The 19,854-nt window shown below is 64.0% G+C and carries 14 protein-coding genes; 3 read left to right on the top strand and 11 right to left on the bottom strand.

Translation table 11 applies throughout. From position 1 onward, the window contains the following. Nucleotides 1–540 precede the first annotated feature (540 nt). On the top strand, nt 541–2,922 hold the full coding sequence (locus VIM12_RS19170) for an ATP-binding protein (protein ID WP_331943661.1): 2,382 nt from the start codon (nt 541–543) through the stop codon (nt 2,920–2,922). A 269-nt stretch (nt 2,923–3,191) separates the two neighbouring features. Here VIM12_RS19170 and VIM12_RS19165 read toward each other — a convergent pair whose 3' ends face one another. After that, nucleotides 3,192–4,589: a sigma-54 dependent transcriptional regulator gene (locus VIM12_RS19165; protein WP_331943659.1), complete on the bottom strand. Its 1,398-nt coding sequence runs from the start codon at nt 4,587–4,589 to the stop codon at nt 3,192–3,194. Between the two features lie 474 nt (nt 4,590–5,063). After that, the gene (locus tag VIM12_RS19160; RefSeq protein ID WP_331943657.1) at nt 5,064–5,327 is read right to left on the bottom strand and encodes a hypothetical protein; all 264 of its coding nucleotides are present in this window, start codon (nt 5,325–5,327) and stop codon (nt 5,064–5,066) included. Nucleotides 5,328–5,830: 503 nt separating this feature from the next. Between VIM12_RS19160 and VIM12_RS19155 the strand changes: the two genes are divergently transcribed. Then, nucleotides 5,831–6,778: a sigma-54 dependent transcriptional regulator gene (locus VIM12_RS19155; protein ID WP_331943655.1), complete on the top strand. Its 948-nt coding sequence runs from the start codon at nt 5,831–5,833 to the stop codon at nt 6,776–6,778. 48 nt (nt 6,779–6,826) lie between these two features. On the opposite strand, the gene VIM12_RS19150 is transcribed toward VIM12_RS19155, so the two are convergent. Then, nucleotides 6,827–7,693, bottom strand: a complete 867-nt coding sequence (locus tag VIM12_RS19150) for an SDR family oxidoreductase (protein ID WP_331943653.1) — start codon at nt 7,691–7,693, stop codon at nt 6,827–6,829. A gap of 128 nt (nt 7,694–7,821) precedes the next feature. Next, nucleotides 7,822–8,841 carry a tRNA dihydrouridine(20/20a) synthase DusA gene (dusA, locus tag VIM12_RS19145; protein ID WP_331943651.1) on the bottom strand — a complete coding sequence of 340 codons (1,020 nt, stop codon included), beginning with the start codon at nt 8,839–8,841 and terminating at the stop codon, nt 7,822–7,824. A gap of 131 nt (nt 8,842–8,972) precedes the next feature. Here dusA and VIM12_RS19140 point away from each other — a divergent pair, with 131 nt between their 5' ends. Next, nucleotides 8,973–10,325 (top strand): aspartate aminotransferase family protein, encoded by a 1,353-nt coding sequence (locus VIM12_RS19140; RefSeq protein ID WP_331943649.1) that lies wholly within the window; start codon nt 8,973–8,975, stop codon nt 10,323–10,325. A gap of 33 nt (nt 10,326–10,358) precedes the next feature. Here the strand turns inward: VIM12_RS19140 and VIM12_RS19135 are convergent, their stop codons facing one another. The 7 genes from VIM12_RS19135 to rimP form a co-directional block, all read right to left on the bottom strand. Continuing rightward, on the bottom strand, nt 10,359–11,261 hold the full coding sequence (locus VIM12_RS19135) for a DMT family transporter (protein ID WP_331943647.1): 903 nt from the start codon (nt 11,259–11,261) through the stop codon (nt 10,359–10,361). 87 nt (nt 11,262–11,348) lie between these two features. Beyond that, complete coding sequence (gene typA, locus VIM12_RS19130) at nt 11,349–13,184, bottom strand: translational GTPase TypA (protein ID WP_331943645.1); 1,836 nt, start codon at nt 13,182–13,184, stop codon at nt 11,349–11,351. Nucleotides 13,185–13,279: 95 nt separating this feature from the next. Beyond that, complete coding sequence (gene truB, locus VIM12_RS19125) at nt 13,280–14,218, bottom strand: tRNA pseudouridine(55) synthase TruB (protein ID WP_331943643.1); 939 nt, start codon at nt 14,216–14,218, stop codon at nt 13,280–13,282. 36 nt (nt 14,219–14,254) lie between these two features. Next, on the bottom strand, nt 14,255–14,644 hold the full coding sequence (rbfA, locus tag VIM12_RS19120; protein WP_331943641.1) for a 30S ribosome-binding factor RbfA: 390 nt from the start codon (nt 14,642–14,644) through the stop codon (nt 14,255–14,257). A gap of 68 nt (nt 14,645–14,712) precedes the next feature. After that, the gene (gene infB, locus VIM12_RS19115) at nt 14,713–17,535 is read right to left on the bottom strand and encodes a translation initiation factor IF-2 (protein ID WP_331943639.1); all 2,823 of its coding nucleotides are present in this window, start codon (nt 17,533–17,535) and stop codon (nt 14,713–14,715) included. A gap of 49 nt (nt 17,536–17,584) precedes the next feature. Next, on the bottom strand, nt 17,585–19,144 hold the full coding sequence (nusA, locus tag VIM12_RS19110; protein ID WP_331943637.1) for a transcription termination factor NusA: 1,560 nt from the start codon (nt 19,142–19,144) through the stop codon (nt 17,585–17,587). Next, nucleotides 19,141–19,632 (bottom strand): ribosome maturation factor RimP, encoded by a 492-nt coding sequence (gene rimP / locus VIM12_RS19105; RefSeq protein WP_331943635.1) that lies wholly within the window; start codon nt 19,630–19,632, stop codon nt 19,141–19,143. Before rimP ends, nusA begins: the two co-directional genes overlap by 4 nt. Between the last annotated feature and the right edge of the window lie 222 nt (nt 19,633–19,854).

The following is a 19,854-nucleotide window of genomic DNA, read 5'->3' as shown; positions in this document are numbered from 1 at the left end:
CTCTGCGCTACCGCATACCGGTCGATGCACACGCAAGACGTATGCCGAGAGCAGTTGAGGCCACGGGAAAATGCGCTGCGACGCGGCTCGTCCGCGCGCCGTCCAGTCGCACGCAGGCGCGCAGCATGCCGGACCGTCCTGCAGCGCGCTTCAGGTACATGCATCACGCCCGCGCTGCGCTGCGGTCAAGTGGTCCGAAGATGCGAAGCGCGAAGACGCGACGGACAGGAACGCCACGTGCCCGGCGCGGCTGCCGCCATGTGTGGCGACAGGGTCGAACCTGCCCACTATACGAGGCTGCCGCCGCGCGCACGCTGATCTTCCGCAAACGGCCCGGAGCCCGTCATGCAGCTCGGCATGCTTCCTGCTGGAGCCCATTGGTTGCCGTGGTCGCCGCACAAGCAAAGGCGGCGCGCAAGCTGACGGCGGACAATTCCGGCAGCGCGCGTCATGTAAAAATGGCAAACAGGTGTAAGGCTTACGCGAGCCCTCCCCGGGGTACGCGCGGACGTGGAAAAGTACAGAGGAGCAGGCTCAACAATGGCAGTATCGCGCGACAAGGTGTTCTTCATTCATGGCGGAAATCGGGAAGGTGCGCTGCTGGCGGCCGGACCGCGCCAGCCAGGCGGCGATCTGCCTGCGGGACTCCGGAGCAGCAGTCTCGCCGCGCGTGCCCGCGACGCCTTCCTGCTCGTAGCCGGCGGCATCGTCGTCGCCGCGAGCGACAACGCCGCGCTGTTGCTCGACTGGACAGAACAAGCGCTGGAAGGGTCGGCGGTTGACGAGGTGCTGGGCGATATCGGCGGTGGCAACGGTGAACAACACCATCCGCTTTGCCGCATGCGGTCGGACGGCAGCGTTGCCGAGCTTGAGGTGCATGAAATCGCCGGCCCGCTGCTCGCCGGGATGGACGCCCGCCTGCTCGTCCTGCACGACGCGCAGGCCCAGTACGGTCTTGCCTGTGCATTCGCCGAGCATGCCCATCCGGCAAGCCGGATCGCCGACATGCTGCCCGCGCTCGCCATGCATTGCGACCCGGACTACGCGATCACCTACGCAAACGGCGAAGCGGCGGCTCGCCTCGGGATCCATGCATCGACGGGGCCGACGCTGCCGCAGGTTTTCGGCGAACAGGGATTTGCCCTGCTGCGCCAGTATGTCGACGCCGCCCTTGCAGGCGCGAGCCAGCAGGCGGAGGTGCGCATGGCGCTGCCCGAGATGACGGACGACCGCCACTTCCACCTCGAGTGCAGGCCCGATCCTGTCGGCGGCGGCGCACTACTCGTCCTCAGCGACGTCACCCGGTTGCGAATCACCGAGGAGCAGTTGCACAGGCGTGACCGGGAGTTCGCGACGCTGGTAGAGAATTCCACCGACATCATCTCGCGCATGGACCGCGAGATGCGGCACCTCTACGTCAACCCGGCCATCGAGAAGCTTGCCGACCTCAAGGCGGAGGCCTTTTTCGGCAAGACCAAGGCCGAACTCGGTTTGCCCCCGGACATGGTGCAGGCCTGGGACGACGCCGCGCGTGCGGCGTTCGACAGCGGTGTCGAGCAAAAGCTCGACTTTAACCGCGTCATCGATGGCCATGTCCGTAATTTCTCCGGCCGCGTGATCCCCGAAATAGATGCCTTCGGCCGCATCGAGTCCGTGGTCGGCATCGCCTACGACGTCACCGAGCGGGCGCGCATGGAAAAGGAACGCGACGACCTGCTGGCACGCGAGCGCAATGCGCGTATCCAGGCCGAGACGGCTGCGCGGGCGCGAGACGAATTCCTCGCGGTGGTCTCGCATGAGCTGCGGGCGCCGTTGAACGGCATCCAGAGCTGGGCCCATGTACTGGAAAACTACGTGCAGGACGCGTCGTCTGCTCCCTTGGCGCAACGCGCGCTGCAGGGAATCAAGACCGGTGTCAGCCAGCAGGTGCGTCTGATCGAGGACTTGCTGGATGTGACCCGCATGATGAGCGGCAGGCTGCGCCTGGTGAAGCAGCCGCTGGCCCTGCTGCCGACCCTGCAGTCGGCAGTCGAAAGCGTGCGGAACCTCGCTGCCGCGAAGCGCATCGGCATTACCTGCGACTACCGTATCACGAGCGAGCAGATCGAGGGTGACGCCGACAGGGTGCAGCAGATCTTCTGGAATTTGCTGTCGAACGCAATCAAGTTCACGCCTGAGGGCGGCAACGTCTGGCTCGGCGCGGCCGAGGCCGGCAAGGAGATCTGCGTGACGTTGCGGGACGATGGTGCCGGCATTTCACCCGAGTTCCTGCCGCATCTGTTCAGCCGCTTCAGCCAGGAAGACACGTCGAGCACCCGCGGCCACAGCGGCCTCGGCCTCGGCCTGTTCCTGGTCCGGCACCTGGTCGAGCTGCACGGCGGCTGGGTAAAGGCCGAAAGCGCCGGTGAAAGCAAGGGCACCACCTTCTACGTCTATTTCCCCCTTCGCGCGCGCTCCGACCAGTACCTCACCGTCGGCCCTTCGGAAGACACGAGCGGAAGCACGCCGCTGCCCTCCTTGTCCGGCCTGAACGTGCTGCTGATCGACGACCAGGCAGAAGCCCGCGAGGCCCTCACCATCGTCCTCACCGGCGCGGGCGCGAATGTGTTCGCCGGAAGTTGCGCGCCCGAGGCGTTCGCCTGGCTGGAGGGGCGCAGCCCGGACCAGCTGCCGGACGTACTGGTATGCGACATCGCCATGCCGGGCGAAGACGGCTATTCCGTACTTCAGAGAATACGGGGATGGCGTTCGCCACGGGGGGATACACCGCTGAAGCGCATGCCGGCACTGGCGCTCACCGCGTTTGCGCAGCGCGAGGACCGGATCCGCGCGCTCACCGCCGGCTTCCAGATGCATGTCACGAAGCCGGTCGCGCCGGAAGAGCTGATCGTCGTCATCGACACGATGGCCACGCGGCGATGAGCAACGGCTCCGCTGCGGTGCGGCCGTGCTGATACGGTGGAAAGTGATGCGGTGGAAAGGACAGGCCGCGCGCCACGCAACCGCGCGACGCACAGGCATGGCCAGTCGGCTTCATTTGCTTGCGCAATGCTTGCGGACGGCGGTTCCGGGGTGCGCCCCCAGGACGCGGCCGGATCGTCCGACGGGCCGCAAGAAGCGGTCCTCAGCCGCGTGACGGCAGACGTGCCGGCCGGCTGAGATCGCTGCGACGGGCCCCGGCGGCACCGCGCTCAATGCATCGCGTCGCCGCCGCCGTGTACCTGCGTCTCTTCCTTCTTGTGCATGCCCGGCTCATACGGCCCGTACTCCTCCAGGCGGTTGTAGAGCGTCTTCAGGCTGATGCCCAGGATGTCCGCGGCGCGCTTCTTCACGCCGCCGCAGAGCTCCAGCGTCGCATAGATCAGCTTGCGGTCGACGTCCGCCAGCGACGTGCCCACCGGGATGGCCAGCGTCAGCCCGACCGGCGACTGTGTCGTGATCACGGGCGCGAGCGCCGCCGCATCGATCGTATGATCGGACAGGATGAATGCCCGCTGCATGTAGTTGCGCAACTCGCGCACGTTGCCCGGCCAGTGGTAGTTGCTCAGGCAGGCAAGGCCATCGGCCGAGAGTACCTTGCTGGTGCCGTGGGCGGCATTGAGCTCGTCGAGGAAATGCTGGGCAAGCAGCTCGATGTCGCTCCCGCGCTCGCGGAGCGGCGGTATCTTCAGCGGGAACACGTTCAGCCGATGATAGAGGTCGAGCCGCAGCTTGCCTTCGGCGACGGCGGCCTCGGGGTCCCGATTGGTCGCCGCGACAACGCGCACGTCGGTCTCGATTTCCTGGTTGCTGCCGATACGCATGAAGGAGCCGGTCTCCAGCACCCGCAGCAGCTTGACCTGCAACTCGACCGGCATCTCGGTGATCTCGTCGAGGAACAGCGTGCCGCCGTTGGCGCGCTCGAAGTAACCCTTGTGCTGCCGGTCCGCGCCGGTGAAACTGCCCTTCTCATGACCGAAGATCTCGCTCTCGATCAGTTGCGGCGAGATCGCACCGCAGTTCACCGGCAGGAACGGATGCTTCTGTCGCAGGCTGAGGTCGTGGATCGTTTGTGCCGCAAGCTCTTTCCCGGTGCCGCTCTCGCCAAGCAGCAGCACCGTCGCCTCGGTCGGCGCGACGCGGCCGATATGGTTGTACAGCTTCTGCATGGCAGGCGCCGCGCCAAGCATCTGGCCGAAATGGCCCAGCCTGCGCAGCTCGCTGCGGAGCACGCCGATTTCCTCCTTCAGGTCGATCGTGCGTGGAATGCGCGAGAGCAGCGCTTTCAGTCGCCGGAAGTTGATCGGTTTGGTCAGATAGTCCGCGGCACCGAGGCGCAGCGCCTCGACTGCCGTCTCTACGCTCGCATGCCCGGTGATCAGCACGATCTCGGTCGTCGCACGGGACTCGATATCGTTGAACAGATCCATCCCGTTGCCGTCCGGCAGCTTAAGGTCAATCAGCACGACATCCGGCCGCTGGCGGGCGATCTGCACCTGGGCATCCCGGATGCTGCCGGCCACGGCAGTCGTGAAGCCTTCGGCCGCGGTGATTTCCATCAGCGCTTCGCGCGTGTTCACATCGTCGTCTACGATCAGTACATGTGGCATGGCGTGGTTTCTCTGTTCGTTTGCTGGCTGCGTCTGCGTCTCCGCGCATGGCGACGTCGACGGTGCGACATCGAGTGCACCCGGTCTGCGGCTATTCCGGTGCGGCCATGCTTGCTGCCGGGGCCGCCGGTCCCGCTTCCATCAGTGAAAGCGGCACTGAACGATCCGTTGCAGGAAGTTCGATCACGGTGCCGGCCGTCCGTTCAACGCGCGCGCCCCTTGCCGTCATTGTCCAAGGGCGCTGTCGAATCCTCATTGAGGCAGAGCAGTGATCAGGTGTATTGAAGAACGCTGGCGGAAGGCATGACAGCTTGTACCGGTATGCCTTTGATACCGTTGATGCAGGCATGCGCGGGTTTGCGAGACTGGCGCCGCGGATCAGGACGCCGTCGCGGGCCACGGCGAGTGAGCGGTCGGATATGCGCGACAACGCCCGGCGACGACCTTCGTCACCGGGCGTTGTCGACAGAACGCTTACTTCGAGCCGCTGCCGCTGCCGCTGCCGCTGGCGCCACCGGCACCGCCGGCGCCACTGCCGCCGCTCATCCCGGAGCCTCCGCTCATGCCGGAGCTGCCACCGGAGGAGCCGGCACCGCTACCGCCTGCGCCGGACGCGCTGCTACCGGAGGAGCCACTCGCTCCGGAGCTTGCGTCACCGGCGCGATCGCAACCTACGGCAGTCATGCCGAGCGCTGCAAGGACCAGCAGGATCTTCGATGTCGTCTTGATTGATTTCATTCTTGTTCCTTTCATGAAAATTTGGCCTTAAAGGTTCAGTAGTGACCGATTCAATTCCGATAAGTTCTCTTCTGCGCCGGAAGGCCGGCAAGATGGAAAACGCAGATTCCATGCCAACTGCGACGTCGCTCAGTGCAGCATGATCCTCTTCGCCCGCCGGCGATGAACGCACGTTTGTTTGTGCGCCGCTTCGTAAAACTTACCGCGCGTTTCGTTATTTCGCACATGCTGTCGCCAGGCTCGAACCGGCCCTGTTTCCGTTCGGAATACACATGCAAGTATCGGGATCGCGCCTCCACGGCGGGCTGTATATCGTGTATTGTTCGAGGTCGTCGTCCCATCCTCCGCAAGCACCAAGGCTGATCTTCGACTCGCCCGCATGAACTGAATTAGCGCAAGTGCAGGGCGGCCGAATGATGTAAGAATCAAAGCATCAAGGCACACGCCACGGGGCGCCGCCCTTGTCGGCAATGCGAACTCCGGCGCGCCCACTGAGAACATACATGATCCACGACAAACTCAAGCGATTCGGCTTCGTCTCGGGCAACTCCCCCATCATGGAGCGGCTCCACGAACAGGTGGACAGGGTCGCGGCGACCGAAGCGACTGTCCTCCTCGTCGGGGAAAGCGGTACCGGCAAGGAAGTCATTGCGAATGCCATCCATCAGGGAAGTCAGCGCAGCGAGCAAGCCTTTGTCGCCGTCAACTGCGGCGCGATCCCGGCCCACCTGATCGAGGCGGCGCTTTTCGGTCACGAGAAGGGAAGTTTTACCGGCGCTTCCAAGCAGCACATCGGCTATTTCGAACACGCATCGGGCGGCACCCTGTTTCTGGACGAGATCACCGAAATGCCGATCGACATGCAGGTGAAGCTCCTTCGCGTGCTCGAGTCGGGCACCTTCGTCAGGGTCGGGGGCGACCATGAGGTCAAGGTGGATGTACGATTGGTCGCCGCCACCAACCGCGATCTGGAAGCCGCGGTCAAGCAGGGCAACTTGCGCGAGGACCTGATGTACAGGCTGGCGGTCTTCCCGATCCGCATCCCTCCGCTCCGGGAACGCGGCAGTGATATCGAATTTCTCGCGCACCACTTCCTGCAGGAGCTCAACGAGAAGGACGGCACGTCCAAGGCTTTTTCGCGCGCATCGCTGGAAGTGATCCGCTCGTACTCCTGGCCAGGAAATGTCCGTGAGCTCAAGAACGTGGTCCAGCGCGCCTTCATCCTGGCAACCGACACGCTCAATATCGAGGACTGCATTTCCGATCTGTCGACCAAGAAGCCCACGGTGCACGAGGGCTACCTCAACTTCTTCGTCGGCACGCCGCTTGCGGACGCGCAGAAGGAAATCATCCTCGCCACGCTCAAGCATTACAGCGGCAACAAGCGCCTCACGGCGGAAGCACTCGGCATCAGCCTCAAGACGCTCTACAACCGCCTGAAGGAATACTGAGCGGCATGCGTGCAATGACTGGCGCGGCCGAGGCCGCGCCCTCCTGCATCAGGAATTGACGACGTCGCCGCCGTTCGGGTGCAGCACCTGGCCGCTCATGAACGATGCATCTTCCGAAGCAAGGAAAATGTACGACGGCGCAATCTCGTCCGGCTGCCCTGCCCTCCCCAGCGGAGACTGCTCGCCGAACTTGTCGACGTTTTCCGGGGAGAAGGATGACGGTATCAGCGGCGTCCATACCGGCCCCGGGGCCACCGCATTGACCAGGATCTTCTTCGAGATGAGCTGTTTTGACAGCGAACGGGTGAAGGCGACGATGGCGCCCTTGGTCGACGAGTAGTCGAGCAGCTGCGGGCTGCCGCGGTAGGCAGTGACCGAAGTGGTGTTGATGATGCGCGCACCTTCCTTCAGGTGCGGCAGCGCTGCCTTGACGGTGAAGAACATCGAGAAGATATTGGTGCGGAAGGTCTTCAGCAACTGTTCTTCCGTGATGTCGGTAATGCTTTCCTGCGGATACTGCTGCGCGGCGTTGTTGACGACGATGTCGAGCCGCCCGAAGGACGAGATCGCGGTCTCCACCATCTTGCGGCAGTAGTCCTCGCTGCCGATATCGCCTGCAATGAGCACGCACTCCCTCCCCTCCGCCTCGATCAGGCGTTGGGTCTCCTTGGCATCCTCGTGTTCGTCGAGGTAGGCGACCACCACGCTTGCCCCTTCCTTCGCGAAACCGATGGCGGTTGCACGGCCGATGCCGCTGTCGCCGCCCGTGACGAGGGCAATCTTCCCTTTCAGCTTGCCGCTGCCCTTGTAGTTGCGCATTTCTGCAAGCGGCTTCGGCGTCATCTGCTGCTGTGATCCCGGCTGGTGGTCCTGGTGCTGCGGCGGGATATCCATCTTCTTGTCCTGATCCGACATGGTCTTCCTTTCCAAGGTTTGAAAATTTCGGTTGGCAAGGACGATCGCGCCCGGAGGGCGCGATCCGAAACGCATCATTCGAGCAGGTTCCGTGCCATTGCGGCACGGCGACGGCGGCCGGCCGGCGATCAGGCGGCGCTTGCCTGCATGCGTGCGAGTGCCCGCAACAACAACGCGGGATCGCCCGCGGCGAGCTGCCGGGCATCGGACAAGGTCTGGCGGAACGCACGCGCGCCGGGCAGGCCGCTCGTCAGGCCGAGCATGTGGCGGGTGATGCTGTTGAGCTTGAGGCCGTTGCCGTTGTTGCCGTAGCGGGCCAGCTGTTCCTGCAGATAGGGCTGCATGGCCTTCAGCACCTCTTCGCGCGATCGGGGCGCGGTGCTGTCGCCGTAGTAGCGGCTGTCGAAACTCGCCATCAGGTAGGGATTGTGATATGCCTCGCGGCCGATCATCACGCCATCGACATGCTGCAGGTGCAGGTCGATCTCCTCCAGGGTCTTGATACCGCCGTTGATCAGGATTTCCAGTTGCGGAAAGTCCCGTTTCAGCCGGTAGGCATAGTCCGGCTTGAGCGGCGGAATTTCCCTGTTCTCCTTCGGGCTCAGACCCTTGAGGATCGCATTGCGTGCATGGACGATGAATGTGGCGCAGCCGGCGGCGGCGATGGTGCCGACGAAATCGCGCACGAAATCGTAGGACTCGACGCCGTCGATGCCGATGCGGTGCTTCACCGTCACATCGATGTCGACCGCATCGCGCATCGCCTTGACGCAGTCCGCGACCAGCGAGGGCTCGGCCATCAGGCAGGCGCCGAAGGCGCCCTTCTGCACCCGCTCGGACGGACATCCGCAATTCAGGTTGATCTCGTCATAGCCCCATTGCGCACCGAGCTTCGCGCACTTCGCCAGGTCGGCCGGCTCGCTGCCGCCGAGCTGGAGTGCGACGGGGTGCTCCTCTTGATTGAAGTCAAGGTGGCGCGGCACGTCTCCGTGGAGCAGCGCGCCGGTCGTTACCATTTCGGTGTACAACCAGGTGTGCCGGGTGATCTGGCGATGGAACATGCGGCAATGGCGGTCAGTCCAGTCCATCATCGGTGCGACGGAAAGGCGGCGCGGTGGCAGCTTGGCGGTTTTTTTCAGGACGCTCATAATAAGGACGGTATTTTAACGGTATGCCCCGGAAGCCGTACCGCTGGCCGGCAATTCCGGTGAGACAGGATGCCGCCGGCGCCCCGCCGGCGACGCTCCCTCCCCAACATTCTCCACAAGGGAAACACGACATGGCCGAACAACTCGACACTTCGCATTTCTGGATGCCCTTCACCGCCAACCGGCAGTTCAAGAGCAAGCCGCGCCTGCTCGCCGCGGCATCTGGCATGCACTACACGACGGACGACGGGCGGCGCATCCTCGACGGCACCGCCGGCCTCTGGTGCGTGAACGCCGGCCATTGCCACCCCAAGATCACTGCCGCCATCCAGCAGCAGGCGGCGACCATGGATTTTGCGCCGACCTTCCAGATGGGTCATCCGAAGGTCTTCGAAGCCGCCACCGCACTTGCCGGCATCGCCCCGGAAGGGCTCAATCGCGTCTTCTTCTGCAATGATGGCTCCGAAGCAGTGGACAGCGCCCTGAAGATCGCGCTGGCCTATCACCGGGTGCGGGGCGACGGCCTGCGCACACGCCTGATCGGACGTGAGCGCGGCTACCACGGCGTCGGCTTCGGTGGCATCGCCGTCGGCGGCATCGCCGGCAACCGCAAGCATTTCGGCCCGACGCTCGCCGGCGTCGACCACCTGCGGCACCCGCTCGACATCGCCAGGAACGCCTATTCCCGCGGACTGCCCGAGCACGGCGCCGAACTGGCGGACGAGCTGGAGCAGCGCATGCTCGCGCTGCACGATCCCGCCACGGTCGCCGCCGTGATCGTCGAGCCGGTGCAGGGCTCGACCGGTGTCATCCTGCCGCCCAAGGGCTATCTGCAGAAACTGCGCGCGATCTGTGACAAGTACGGCATCCTGCTGATCTTCGACGAGGTCATCACCGGTTTCGGACGCCTCGGCACCGCATTCGCGGCCGACCATTTCGGCGTCGTGCCCGACATGATCACCTGCGCGAAGGGTCTCACCAACGCCGCGGTGCCGATGGGCGCCGTCATCGTGCGCCAGGATATTCACGACGCGTTCATGTCCGCCGCGCCCGAGAACACAATCGAGTTCTTCCACGGCTATACCTACTCCGGCCACCCCCTGGCCTCGGCAGCATGCGTCGCGACGATTGAGGTCTACCGAGAGGAAGGCCTCTTCGACAGGGCGGCCGCCATGGCGCCCTACTTCGAGGAAGCCGCACACAGCCTGAAGGGACTGCCCTACGTGAAGGACATTCGCAATCTCGGCATGGTCTGCGGCATCGAGCTCGAAGGGGTGCCGGGCAAGCCGACGGCACGCGCATTCGACGTTTTCCAGAAATGCTTCTGGGACAAGGGCGTGCTGATCCGCACCACCGGCGACATCATTGCGCTGTCGCCGCCGCTGATCATCGACAAGCTGCAGGTCGACCAGCTGTTCGCCGCCATCGGCGAAGTGCTGAAGACGCAGCAGGCACTGCCGCAGACCAGTACCGTCGCGGCCTGATGTCAGGCTGAAAGGCCGCCTCGCGGCCGCCTTTCAACTCCGCGGCTGGAGTGCGCCCCGCGCCAGCCGCGCCGAACGCATTGCCGCCACCTCGTTGAGGACCAGCGCGGCGACCACGACGCCGCCACCCACCAGCGTCTCTGGCGCCGGCACTTCTCCCGCTCCCAGCCATGCCCACAGCGGTCCCAGCAGGACTTCCAGCAACGCCAGCAGGGAAACCTCCGGCGCCGTCAGGCTGCGGGCAGCGCGCACCATCAGCATGCAGGGAAATCCGAGCTGGAAGAAGCCGAGGATGGCAAGGATGCCGATGTCATGCAGCGACGCCTGCAGCGGCCAGGCAAACGGCAGCATCAGGCAGGCCGAGAACACGCTTCCCAGGAATACCGCGGGAATCAAATCGACGCCATGGCCTGCCCGTTTTATCGCGATCAGGTTGACCGCGGCGGCAACCGGCACCGCGCATGCGATCAGCATGCCTGCCAGGTGATTGCCGTCGACCCCGCCCAGGCTGTTGACGAACATCCAGCAGATGCCGACGAAGGCCGCCACGATCGCCAGCCAGGTACGCCCCGGAATCGCCTGTTTCAGCACGATCCACGCAAGCAGTGCCGTAAGCAGCGGTGACACGCTCATGACGATCAGCGTATTGGCGACCGTGGTCATGGTGAGCGCAATCATGAATGCGACAAACATCGTGCACCACATCAGGCCGCTCACGACGCCCGCGCCGCCTACGCCGCGCAGCGTCGCCACCGACTGCCGCCATCCCTGCTGCCAGCACATGGCCGCCGCGACGAACAGCGCAGAGAAAAGGCTGCGCCAGAACGTCACCTCGAAGCCGCGTGCGGCATCGAGCTGGCGTGTCAGGACGCCGGCGATGCTCCACAAAGCGGGCGCAATCACCATCAGCAGCAGGGCTTGCCGGTGGGTTGTCATCGTTGCCAAGTCCAATAAGTAGAAAGGCCCGGCCATCCTTTCGGTTGGCCGGGCCAGGTCGATCTTGCTGCTTGCCGGCGAAAGGGCTTATGCCGCTTCGCGCGATGCCTTCTTGCGCTCGTGCTCCTTCAGGTGGCGCTTGCGCAGGCGGATGCTCTTCGGCGTGATCTCGACCAGCTCGTCATCCTCGATGAATTCCACCGCGTACTCCAGGGTCAGCTGGATGGGCGGCACCAGGCGCACCGCCTCGTCGGTACCCGAGGCACGGACGTTGGTCAGCTGCTTGCCCTTCACCGGGTTCACGACCAGGTCGTTGTCACGCGAGTGGATGCCGATGATCATGCCTTCGTATACCGGATCGTTATGGCTCACGAACATGCGGCCGCGGTCCTGCAGCTTCCACAGCGCGTAGGCGACGGCAGCGCCGTCTTCCTGCGACACCAGCACACCATTGCGGCGACCGGCCATCTCCGGCTTGCTGGCGTCCACCGGCGCGTAGTCGTCGAAGATATGGCTCATCAGGCCGGTACCCCGCGTAAGCGTCATGAATTCCGACTGGAACCCGATCAGGCCGCGCGCCGGAATACGGTATTCGAGGCGCACACGGCCCTTGCCGTCCGGCTCCATGTTCTGCAGGTCGCCACGGCGGCGGCCCAGCTCTTCCATCACGCCGCCCTGGTGCGGCTCTTCGACGTCTACGGTCAGCAGCTCGTACGGCTCGCATTTGACGCCGTCGATCTCCTTGAACACGACGCGCGGGCGCGACACGGCCAGCTCGTAACCTTCCCGGCGCATGTTTTCCAGCAGAATGGTCAGGTGCAGTTCGCCGCGTCCGGAGACTTCGAACGTGGTCTCGTCGCCGGTGTCGGTCACGCGCAGCGCGACGTTGGATTTCAGCTCGCGGTCGAGCCGTTCGCGGATCTGGCGGCTGGTGACGAACTTGCCTTCGCGCCCGGCGAGCGGCGAGCTGTTGACCAGGAAGTTCATGGTCAGCGTCGGTTCGTCCACCTTCAGCATCGGCAGGGCGTCCGGTGCGTCAGGGGCGCACACCGTGCTGCCGATGCCGACCTCCTCGATGCCGTTGATCAGGACGATGTCGCCGGCCTGCGCCTCGTCGACCAGCACGCGCTCCAGTCCCTTGAACTTCAGCACCTGGTTGATGCGCGCCTTGATCGGGGAGGAGTCCGGGCCGTTCATCACGATCACGTCCTGCGCCGCCTTCACCCGGCCGCGGGTGATGCGTCCAATGCCGATCTTGCCGACATAGGAAGAATAATCGAGGGAGGTGATCTGCAGCTGCAGCGAGCCGTCAGGATCGTCGTCGCGCACCGGCACGTGCTCGAGCACCGCGTCGAACAAGGGCTTCATCGTGCCTTCGCGGACCGAGGGGTCGAGGCTGGCATAGCCGTTCAGCGCGGATGCGTAGACAACCGGGAAATCCAGCTGCTCTTCGGTCGCGCCGAGTTTGTCGAACAGCTCAAAGGTCGCGTTGATCACCCAGTCAGGACGCGCGCCCGGACGGTCGATCTTGTTGACGACGACGATCGGCTTCAGGCCGAGGCCCAGCGCCTTGCGCGTCACGAAGCGGGTCTGCGGCATCGGGCCTTCCACCGCGTCCACCAGGAGCAGCACCGAGTCCACCATCGACAGCACGCGCTCCACCTCGCCGCCGAAATCGGCGTGGCCCGGGGTGTCGACGATGTTGATGTGCGTGCCCTCATACTCGACTGCGCAATTCTTCGCCAGGATGGTGATGCCGCGTTCCTTTTCGAGATCGTTCGAGTCCATGACCCGATTGTCGACCTGCTGGTTTTCACGGAAGGTGCCGGACTGGCGCAGCAGCTGGTCGACCAGCGTGGTCTTGCCATGGTCGACGTGTGCAATGATGGCGATGTTGCGCAATGCGCGTTTGGTGTTTGACATGATGCCCTGGTGCGTGATTCGGGAAACCGGAGAGTATAGCATGCTGCCTCGCAATAACCGAGGAAAGCGCTTGAATTTCAAAGAGTTGCGCGATGTTAAGTCGGTGCAGGGCTGGCAATCAGCCGTTCCGGTGCAAGGACGCCGTGTTCGTTCAACTGCGCCGTGCCCAGCAGTTGCATACCCGTCTCCCGGTACACCCTTACCCTGCCGGCGTCCGCCGGGCAGGACGCCCCTTCCCTGCGCAGCGGCAGACGCTGGCCATGCAGGAAGCGCTTCGCCATCTCGTCGCTGAGAACCACCGGCGGAAACGTTGTCAGCAGCGCATCCACCGCGGACAGGCGCTGTGTCCGCGCCGGTCCTTCCATCGCTTCCAGCGCTTCCAGCGTCAGGGCGTGGTCAAGCGAGAGGCAGCCTGCCCCGGTGCGACGCAATGCATGCAGATGCGCACCGCAGCCGAGGGCGGCGCCGATGTCCTCGCCCAGCACGCGTACATAAGTGCCCTTGCTGCACCTCACCCGCAGGCGCAGGAACGGCGGCGCGTATCCGGTGCATTCCAGTGCGTGGATGGTCACGCGCCGCGCCTCGCGCTCCAGCGTCACGCCGGCCCGCGCATATTCATAGAGTGGCTTGCCGTCACGCTTCAAGGCCGAATACATCGGCGGTACCTGTGCAATTTCGCCGCGGAATGCGGACAACGCGGCTTCGATCATCGCAGCATCCACCTTGACGTCGCGACGCTCCAGCACCTCGCCCTCGGTATCGCCGGTGGTCGTGGTGACCCCAAGGTGCACCACGGCTTCGTAGGTCTTGTCTGCATCGAGCAGGTCCTGTGCGAACTTGGTGGCCTCGCCGAAGCACAGTGGCAGAAGGCCGGTCGCGAACGGATCGAGGGTACCGGTATGGCCGGCCTTCTGTGCATTGAGCAGGCGTTTGGCCTTGATCAGGACATCATTGCTGGTCTGGCCGGCCGACTTGTCGATCAGCAGCACACCGTGCACCGGCACGCGGGTTTTCTTGAGCGTCGCTTGCGCCATGGAGAATCGGGGGAATGCCGCGCACGGCGGCGGGAATCATTCCTGCTCCGAGTCGCCGGAGCGGGTCGCGTTTGCCTCGTCGATCAGCTTCGACAGCTGCATGCCGCGCGAAGTCGAGTTGTCGTAGACGAAATGCAGGTCGGGCGTCGTATGGATCGTCAGGCGGCGCCCGAGCTGGCCACGAATGAAGCCCGCCGCCTTGCGCAGGCCGGACAAGGTGTTCTGCACCGCCTCGTCATTGTCGACAAGGGAAGTGAAAAACACCTTCGCGTGAGCATAATCCGGCGTCACCTGCACTTCGGTGATCGTGATCATGCCGACGCGCGGATCCTTCAACTCGTAGGCGATGATCTCCGCCAGGTCGCGCTGGATCTGGTCCGCGACGCGCACGCCGCGACCGGGAATGGATTTACTGTGTTTGGCCATGATGGACTCGCTGTACCGGTTGGAGTGCGGTGCGCCCCATGGGTTGCATGGGGCGCATCGGTCCTGTATTACAGCGTGCGGGCGACTTCCTGCACCTCGAAGATCTCGAGCTGGTCGCCTTCCTTGATGTCGTTGAAGTTCTTCAGCGACAGGCCGCATTCGAAGCCGGCCTTCACTTCCTTCACGTCATCCTTGAAGCGCTTGAGCGAATCGAGCTCGCCGGTCCACAGCACCACGTTGTCGCGCAGCAGGCGTACCGAGGCGCCACGCTTGACGAGGCCGTCGAGGACGTAGCAGCCGGCGATCGCGCCAACCTTGCTGACCAGGAAGACCTGGCGGATTTCCACCAGGCCCAGTGCCGCTTCGCGCTTCTCGGGGGACAGCATGCCGGACATCGCCGCCTTGATCTCGTCCACCGCATCGTAAATGATGTTGTAGTAGCGGATGTCGATGCCGCTGGTTTCCGCAAGCTTGCGCGCAGATGTGTCGGCACGCGTGTTGAAGCCGATGATGACCGCCTTCGATGCGACCGCCAGATTGACGTCCGACTCGCTGATGCCGCCAACCGCCGCATGGACGACCTGCACGCGCACCTCGTTGGTGGACAGCTTCTGCATCGCATGGACGATCGCCTCCTGCGAACCCTGGACGTCGGCCTTGATGATCAGCGGCAGGTTCTTCACCTCCCCTTCGGCCATCTGCTCGAACATGTTCTCCAGCTTCGCCGCCTGCTGCTTGGCCAGCTTGACGTCGCGGAACTTGCCCTGCCTGAACAGGGCGATCTCGCGCGCTTTCCGCTCGTCGGCCATCACCATGACCTCCTCGCCGGCTGCCGGCACCTCGGTCAGGCCCTGGATCTCGACCGGGATCGAGGGACCGGCATCCGCGATGTTCTTGCCGTTCTCGTCCAGCATCGCGCGCACGCGGCCGTAGGACGAACCCGCCAGCACGATGTCGCCGCGCTTGAGCGTACCGGACTGCACCAGCACTGTGGCGACAGGGCCGCGGCCCTTGTCGAGCTTTGCTTCGATCACCAGGCCCTTGGCATGGGTATCGACCGGCGCCTTCAGTTCCAGCACCTCCGCTTGCAGCAGCACGTTCTCAAGCAGGTCCTCGATGCCCTGGCCGGTCTTGGCGGAGACTTCGATGAACGGCGAATCGCCGCCGTACTCTTCCGGCACCACCTGTTCGGCCACCAGTTCCTGCTTCACCCGGTCCGGGTTGGCGCCCTGCTTGTCGATCTTGTTGATCGCGACGACGATAGGAACGCCTGCGGCCTTCGCATGGGCGATCGCCTCCTTCGTCTGCGGCATCACGCCGTCGTCGGCTGCCACCACCAGGATCACGATGTCGGTCGCCTTCGCGCCGCGCGCCCGCATTGCGGTGAACGCTTCGTGGCCCGGGGTATCGAGGAAGGTGATGATGCCGCGCGGCGTCTCGACGTGGTATGCGCCGATATGCTGCGTAATGCCGCCGGCTTCTCCCGCCGCCACTTTCGCGCGGCGGATCGAGTCCAGCAAGGAGGTCTTGCCGTGGTCGACGTGACCCATGACGGTCACCACCGGAGCGCGCGGCAATTGCTCGGCGTCGGCCTGCTCGCCGGCTTCCTCCAGCATCGCCTCGGGATCGTCGAGCTTTGCGGCAAACGCCTTGTGCCCCATTTCCTCGACCAGGATCATTGCGGTTTCCTGGTCCAGCACCTGGTTGATCGTCACCATCTGGCCAAGCTTCATCAGGTGCTTGATCACTTCGGACGCCTTCACTGCCATCTTGTGCGCCAGTTCGGCGACAGTGATGGTCTCCGGCACGTGCACGTCCTTGACGATGGCTTCGGTCGGCACCTGGAAATTCGATTCGCGCTGATCGTCGCCATGATGGGAACGCCGCCCTTTCGGACCACCGCGCCAGCCGTCGCGGCCACCCGGCCCGGTGGTCGCGCCGCGGGTCTTGAGCCCCGCTCCGCGCTTCTTCGCGTCATCCTGCCAGGTCGACGATACATTGGCCGACTTGATCGATTTCTTGTCGCCGACAGCCGGTTTCTTGTCACCGGGCTTGTCACCCGGCTTCTTGTCGGCCGGCTTGTGCAGCGTGCCTTCGGCAGCCTTTGCGGCGGGTGCGGGCGCGGGCGCCGGCTCGGGCGCCTTCATCACCTTGCGCGGCGCGCTCATCATGGCCTTGATCTGGGCAACCTCGTCGGCGACCGCCTTGCGGGCGCGTTCCGTCGCCGCGGCGCGTTCGGCTGCGGCCGCACGCGCTTCCTGCTCGGCTGCCTTCTTCCGGGCCTCTTCGTCTTCGCGGCGCTTCTGCTCGTCGGCGGTGCTCAGTTGCTCCTTCTCGACGCGCGCGGCCTGCTCGGCCGCAGCACGGGCGGCGGCAGCCTTCTCGGCTTCCTCCGCTTCGCGCATGGCCTTGGCTTGGGCTTCCTTTTCCGCTTCCAGCTTTGCGAGCCGCTCCTGCTTCTCGCGCAGGTCGGCTTCCTGGCGCGCCAACAGCTCCGCCTGGCGGCGAGCTTCCTCGGCGCGGCGTGCCGTCTCGGCCTCGTCAACGACCGGCGCGGCGGCAACCGGCGCTTCCTCGGCTGCCGGTTCGTCGCGCTTGATGAACGTGCGCTTCTTGCGCACTTCCACCTGGATGGTGCGCGACTTGCCAGTCGCGTCGGCTTGCTTGATTTCCGTCGTTTCCTTGCGCGTCAGCGTGATCTTCTTCTTTTCGCCGTCGGGCGCCGCGCCGTGGGCACGACGCAAGTGGTTCAACAGCTTGTCCTTGTCTTCCTTCGACAAGGGGTCGGACGCCGAACTCTTCTCGACGCCGGCAGCGCGCAATTGCGTCAGCAGCAGATCTGCTGGCATCTTCAGTTCGGTGGCAAATTGGGCTACGTTGTTACTCGCCATTCAGTCCTCTTTTCTATGTGGCACGACGGAAGTTGGTGGGGCGCTGCACTTACTTTACTTCGGCAAGCTCGCGCGCCATGCCCTGCAATGCCCTCGCACGGTCATCGTACTTGGCATCGATCAGACGCATTTCCTCGTCGGTCACATCCTTAAATTCGTTTTGAATCAGTTCACGTGCACGTTCGATCGGCAGGGCCAGGATCGCGCCAAACTCGTCGTAGGCGAGGTCAGCGAAAGCCTGCACGGTCTTGATGCCGGCCAGGCCGAGCTTGCCGGCGGCGGTACGGTCCATGCCTTCCAGGTTGACCAGCGCATCTTCCATGCCCTCGAGGCCCTCTTCCGAAGCAATCGCTTCCGTCACGAGCGCATCGCGGGCGCGGCTGCGCAGTTCGTTGACGGTGTCTTCGTCGAATGCCTCGATATCCAGCATCTCGGTGATCGGCACGTAGGCGATCTCTTCCAGGCTGGCAAAGCCCTCGTCGACCAGGATGTTCGCGACTTCCTCGTCCACATCCAGCTTTTCCATGAACAGCGCGCGGGTCGCTGCCGTTTCGGCGGCGGACTTGTCCGCCGACTCCTCCGCCGTCATGATGTTGATTTGCCATCCGGTCAGCTCGGAAGCCAGGCGTACGTTCTGGCCGCCGCGCCCGATCGCGATCGCAAGGTTCTCTTCGTCGACAACCACGTCCATCGCGTGCTTCTCTTCGTCGACCACGATCGACGAGACGTTGGCCGGCGCCAGCGCGCCGATCACGAACTGAGCCGGGTCATCGGACCACAGCACGATGTCCACCCGTTCGCCGCCGAGTTCGCCGGTGACGGCCTGCACGCGCGAACCGCGCATGCCCACGCAGGTACCGATCGGGTCGATACGCTTGTCATTGGTGAATACGGCGATCTTCGCCCGCACGCCCGAATCTCGCGCCGCGGACTTGATCTCCAGCAGGCCCTGCTCGATCTCCGGCACTTCGAGTTCGAACAGTTTCATAATGAATTCAGGCGCCGTTCGGGACAGGATCACCTGCGGGCCGCGCGCGTTGCGGTCGATCCGGAGGATGTACGCCCGCACCCGGTCGCCGATGCGCAGGTTCTCCTTCGGGATCATCTGGTCGCGCGGCAGGCGCGCCTCGATCTTGCCGGATTCGACGATCGCATCGCCGCGTTCCATGCGCTTGATGGTACCCGTCACCAGCGCGTCGCCGCGCGCCAGGAAGTCGGCCAGGATCTGCTCGCGCTCCGCATCGCGGATTCGCTGCAGCACCACCTGCTTGGTATCCTGCGCAAAACGGCGGCCGAAATCCACGGACTCGATCGGTTCCTCGATATAGTCATCGACTTCGATATCGGGGATCTGTTCCTTGGCTTCAAACAGCAGCACTTCCTGGTCCGGGAGCTGCAGGCCGGCCTCGTCCGGCACCACATGCCAGCGACGGAAGGACTCGAATTCGCCGGTCTCGCGGTCGATCGACACACGCACATCCACATCGCCTTCGTAGCGTTTCTTGGTCGCCTGCCCGAGCGCGTGCTCGAGCGCCCCGAATACGATTTCCTTATCGACGTTTTTTTCTCGTGCCAGAGCATCGACCAACAACAATACTTCGCGACTCATGCTTTGCGACTCCTAAAGTCCACTTTCGGCACCAGGCGTGCCTTGTCCACGTCGGCGAGCGAAAACTCCAGCATCGCCGGCCCATCTTTTGATTCGAATTCCAGCTTCAGGGTGTCGCCCTCCGGAGCATGCAGCACGCCTTCGAACGACTTGCGGTTGGCCACCGCGGGCATCGGCACACGCAGCTTGACGACCGCCTCGTGCCCGGCGAAACGCGCATAGTCCGCCACCTTCTTCAGCGGCCGGTCCAGGCCGGGAGAGGAAACCTCCAGCCTTTCGTAGTTCACGTTCTCCACCGTCAGCAGGTGCGACAACTGGTGACTCACGCTCTCGCAGTCCTCGACCGTGATATTCCTCTGCTCGGCCGCTTCTGGATCGAAGGGCAGGTCGATAAAGACACGCAACAGGCCACGGGCCGCTTGCTCGAAATCAACAAGCTCGTATCCCATGCCCGAAAGCGTTTTCTCAATCAATTCCGACAAGCGCAAAACATTCTCCAGATGGCGTTACCGCCGACAGGCCAGTGCGACAAAGTGTCGAACAAAAAAAAAATGGGCATCTGCCCATCTCTTTTTATCATTCCTGCCAGCGCGGGAATCTCCCTAACCAGGTTCGCCGCCATACAGCCGATGGCACACACCCTGTTAACTCTCTAATTATAAACAAATATTTGGTGCGTCGCAATGCCGAAGAGCGGTTTCCCACCCCTC

This window comes from Noviherbaspirillum sp., from assembly GCF_036563305.1.
Classification (GTDB): domain Bacteria; phylum Pseudomonadota; class Gammaproteobacteria; order Burkholderiales; family Burkholderiaceae_D; genus Noviherbaspirillum.
The sequence above is the reverse complement of the archived record's forward strand: the minus strand, read 5'-3'. Positions and strand labels throughout refer to the sequence as shown.

Coding starts and splice junctions, on each gene's coding strand:
- VIM12_RS19170 (WP_331943661.1), top strand. CDS start 541: ATGGCAGTATCGCGCGACAAGGTGTTCTTCATTCATGGCGGAAATCGG.
- VIM12_RS19140 (WP_331943649.1), top strand. CDS start 8,973: ATGGCCGAACAACTCGACACTTCGCATTTCTGGATGCCCTTCACCGCC.
- truB (WP_331943643.1), bottom strand. CDS start 14,218: ATGGCGCAAGCGACGCTCAAGAAAACCCGCGTGCCGGTGCACGGTGTG.
- VIM12_RS19165 (WP_331943659.1), bottom strand. CDS start 4,589: ATGCCACATGTACTGATCGTAGACGACGATGTGAACACGCGCGAAGCG.
- nusA (WP_331943637.1), bottom strand. CDS start 19,144: ATGAGTCGCGAAGTATTGTTGTTGGTCGATGCTCTGGCACGAGAAAAA.
- VIM12_RS19135 (WP_331943647.1), bottom strand. CDS start 11,261: ATGACAACCCACCGGCAAGCCCTGCTGCTGATGGTGATTGCGCCCGCT.
- VIM12_RS19160 (WP_331943657.1), bottom strand. CDS start 5,327: ATGAAATCAATCAAGACGACATCGAAGATCCTGCTGGTCCTTGCAGCG.
- VIM12_RS19155 (WP_331943655.1), top strand. CDS start 5,831: ATGATCCACGACAAACTCAAGCGATTCGGCTTCGTCTCGGGCAACTCC.
- infB (WP_331943639.1), bottom strand. CDS start 17,535: ATGGCGAGTAACAACGTAGCCCAATTTGCCACCGAACTGAAGATGCCA.
- typA (WP_331943645.1), bottom strand. CDS start 13,184: ATGTCAAACACCAAACGCGCATTGCGCAACATCGCCATCATTGCACAC.
- dusA (WP_331943651.1), bottom strand. CDS start 8,841: ATGAGCGTCCTGAAAAAAACCGCCAAGCTGCCACCGCGCCGCCTTTCC.
- rbfA (WP_331943641.1), bottom strand. CDS start 14,644: ATGGCCAAACACAGTAAATCCATTCCCGGTCGCGGCGTGCGCGTCGCG.
- VIM12_RS19150 (WP_331943653.1), bottom strand. CDS start 7,693: ATGTCGGATCAGGACAAGAAGATGGATATCCCGCCGCAGCACCAGGAC.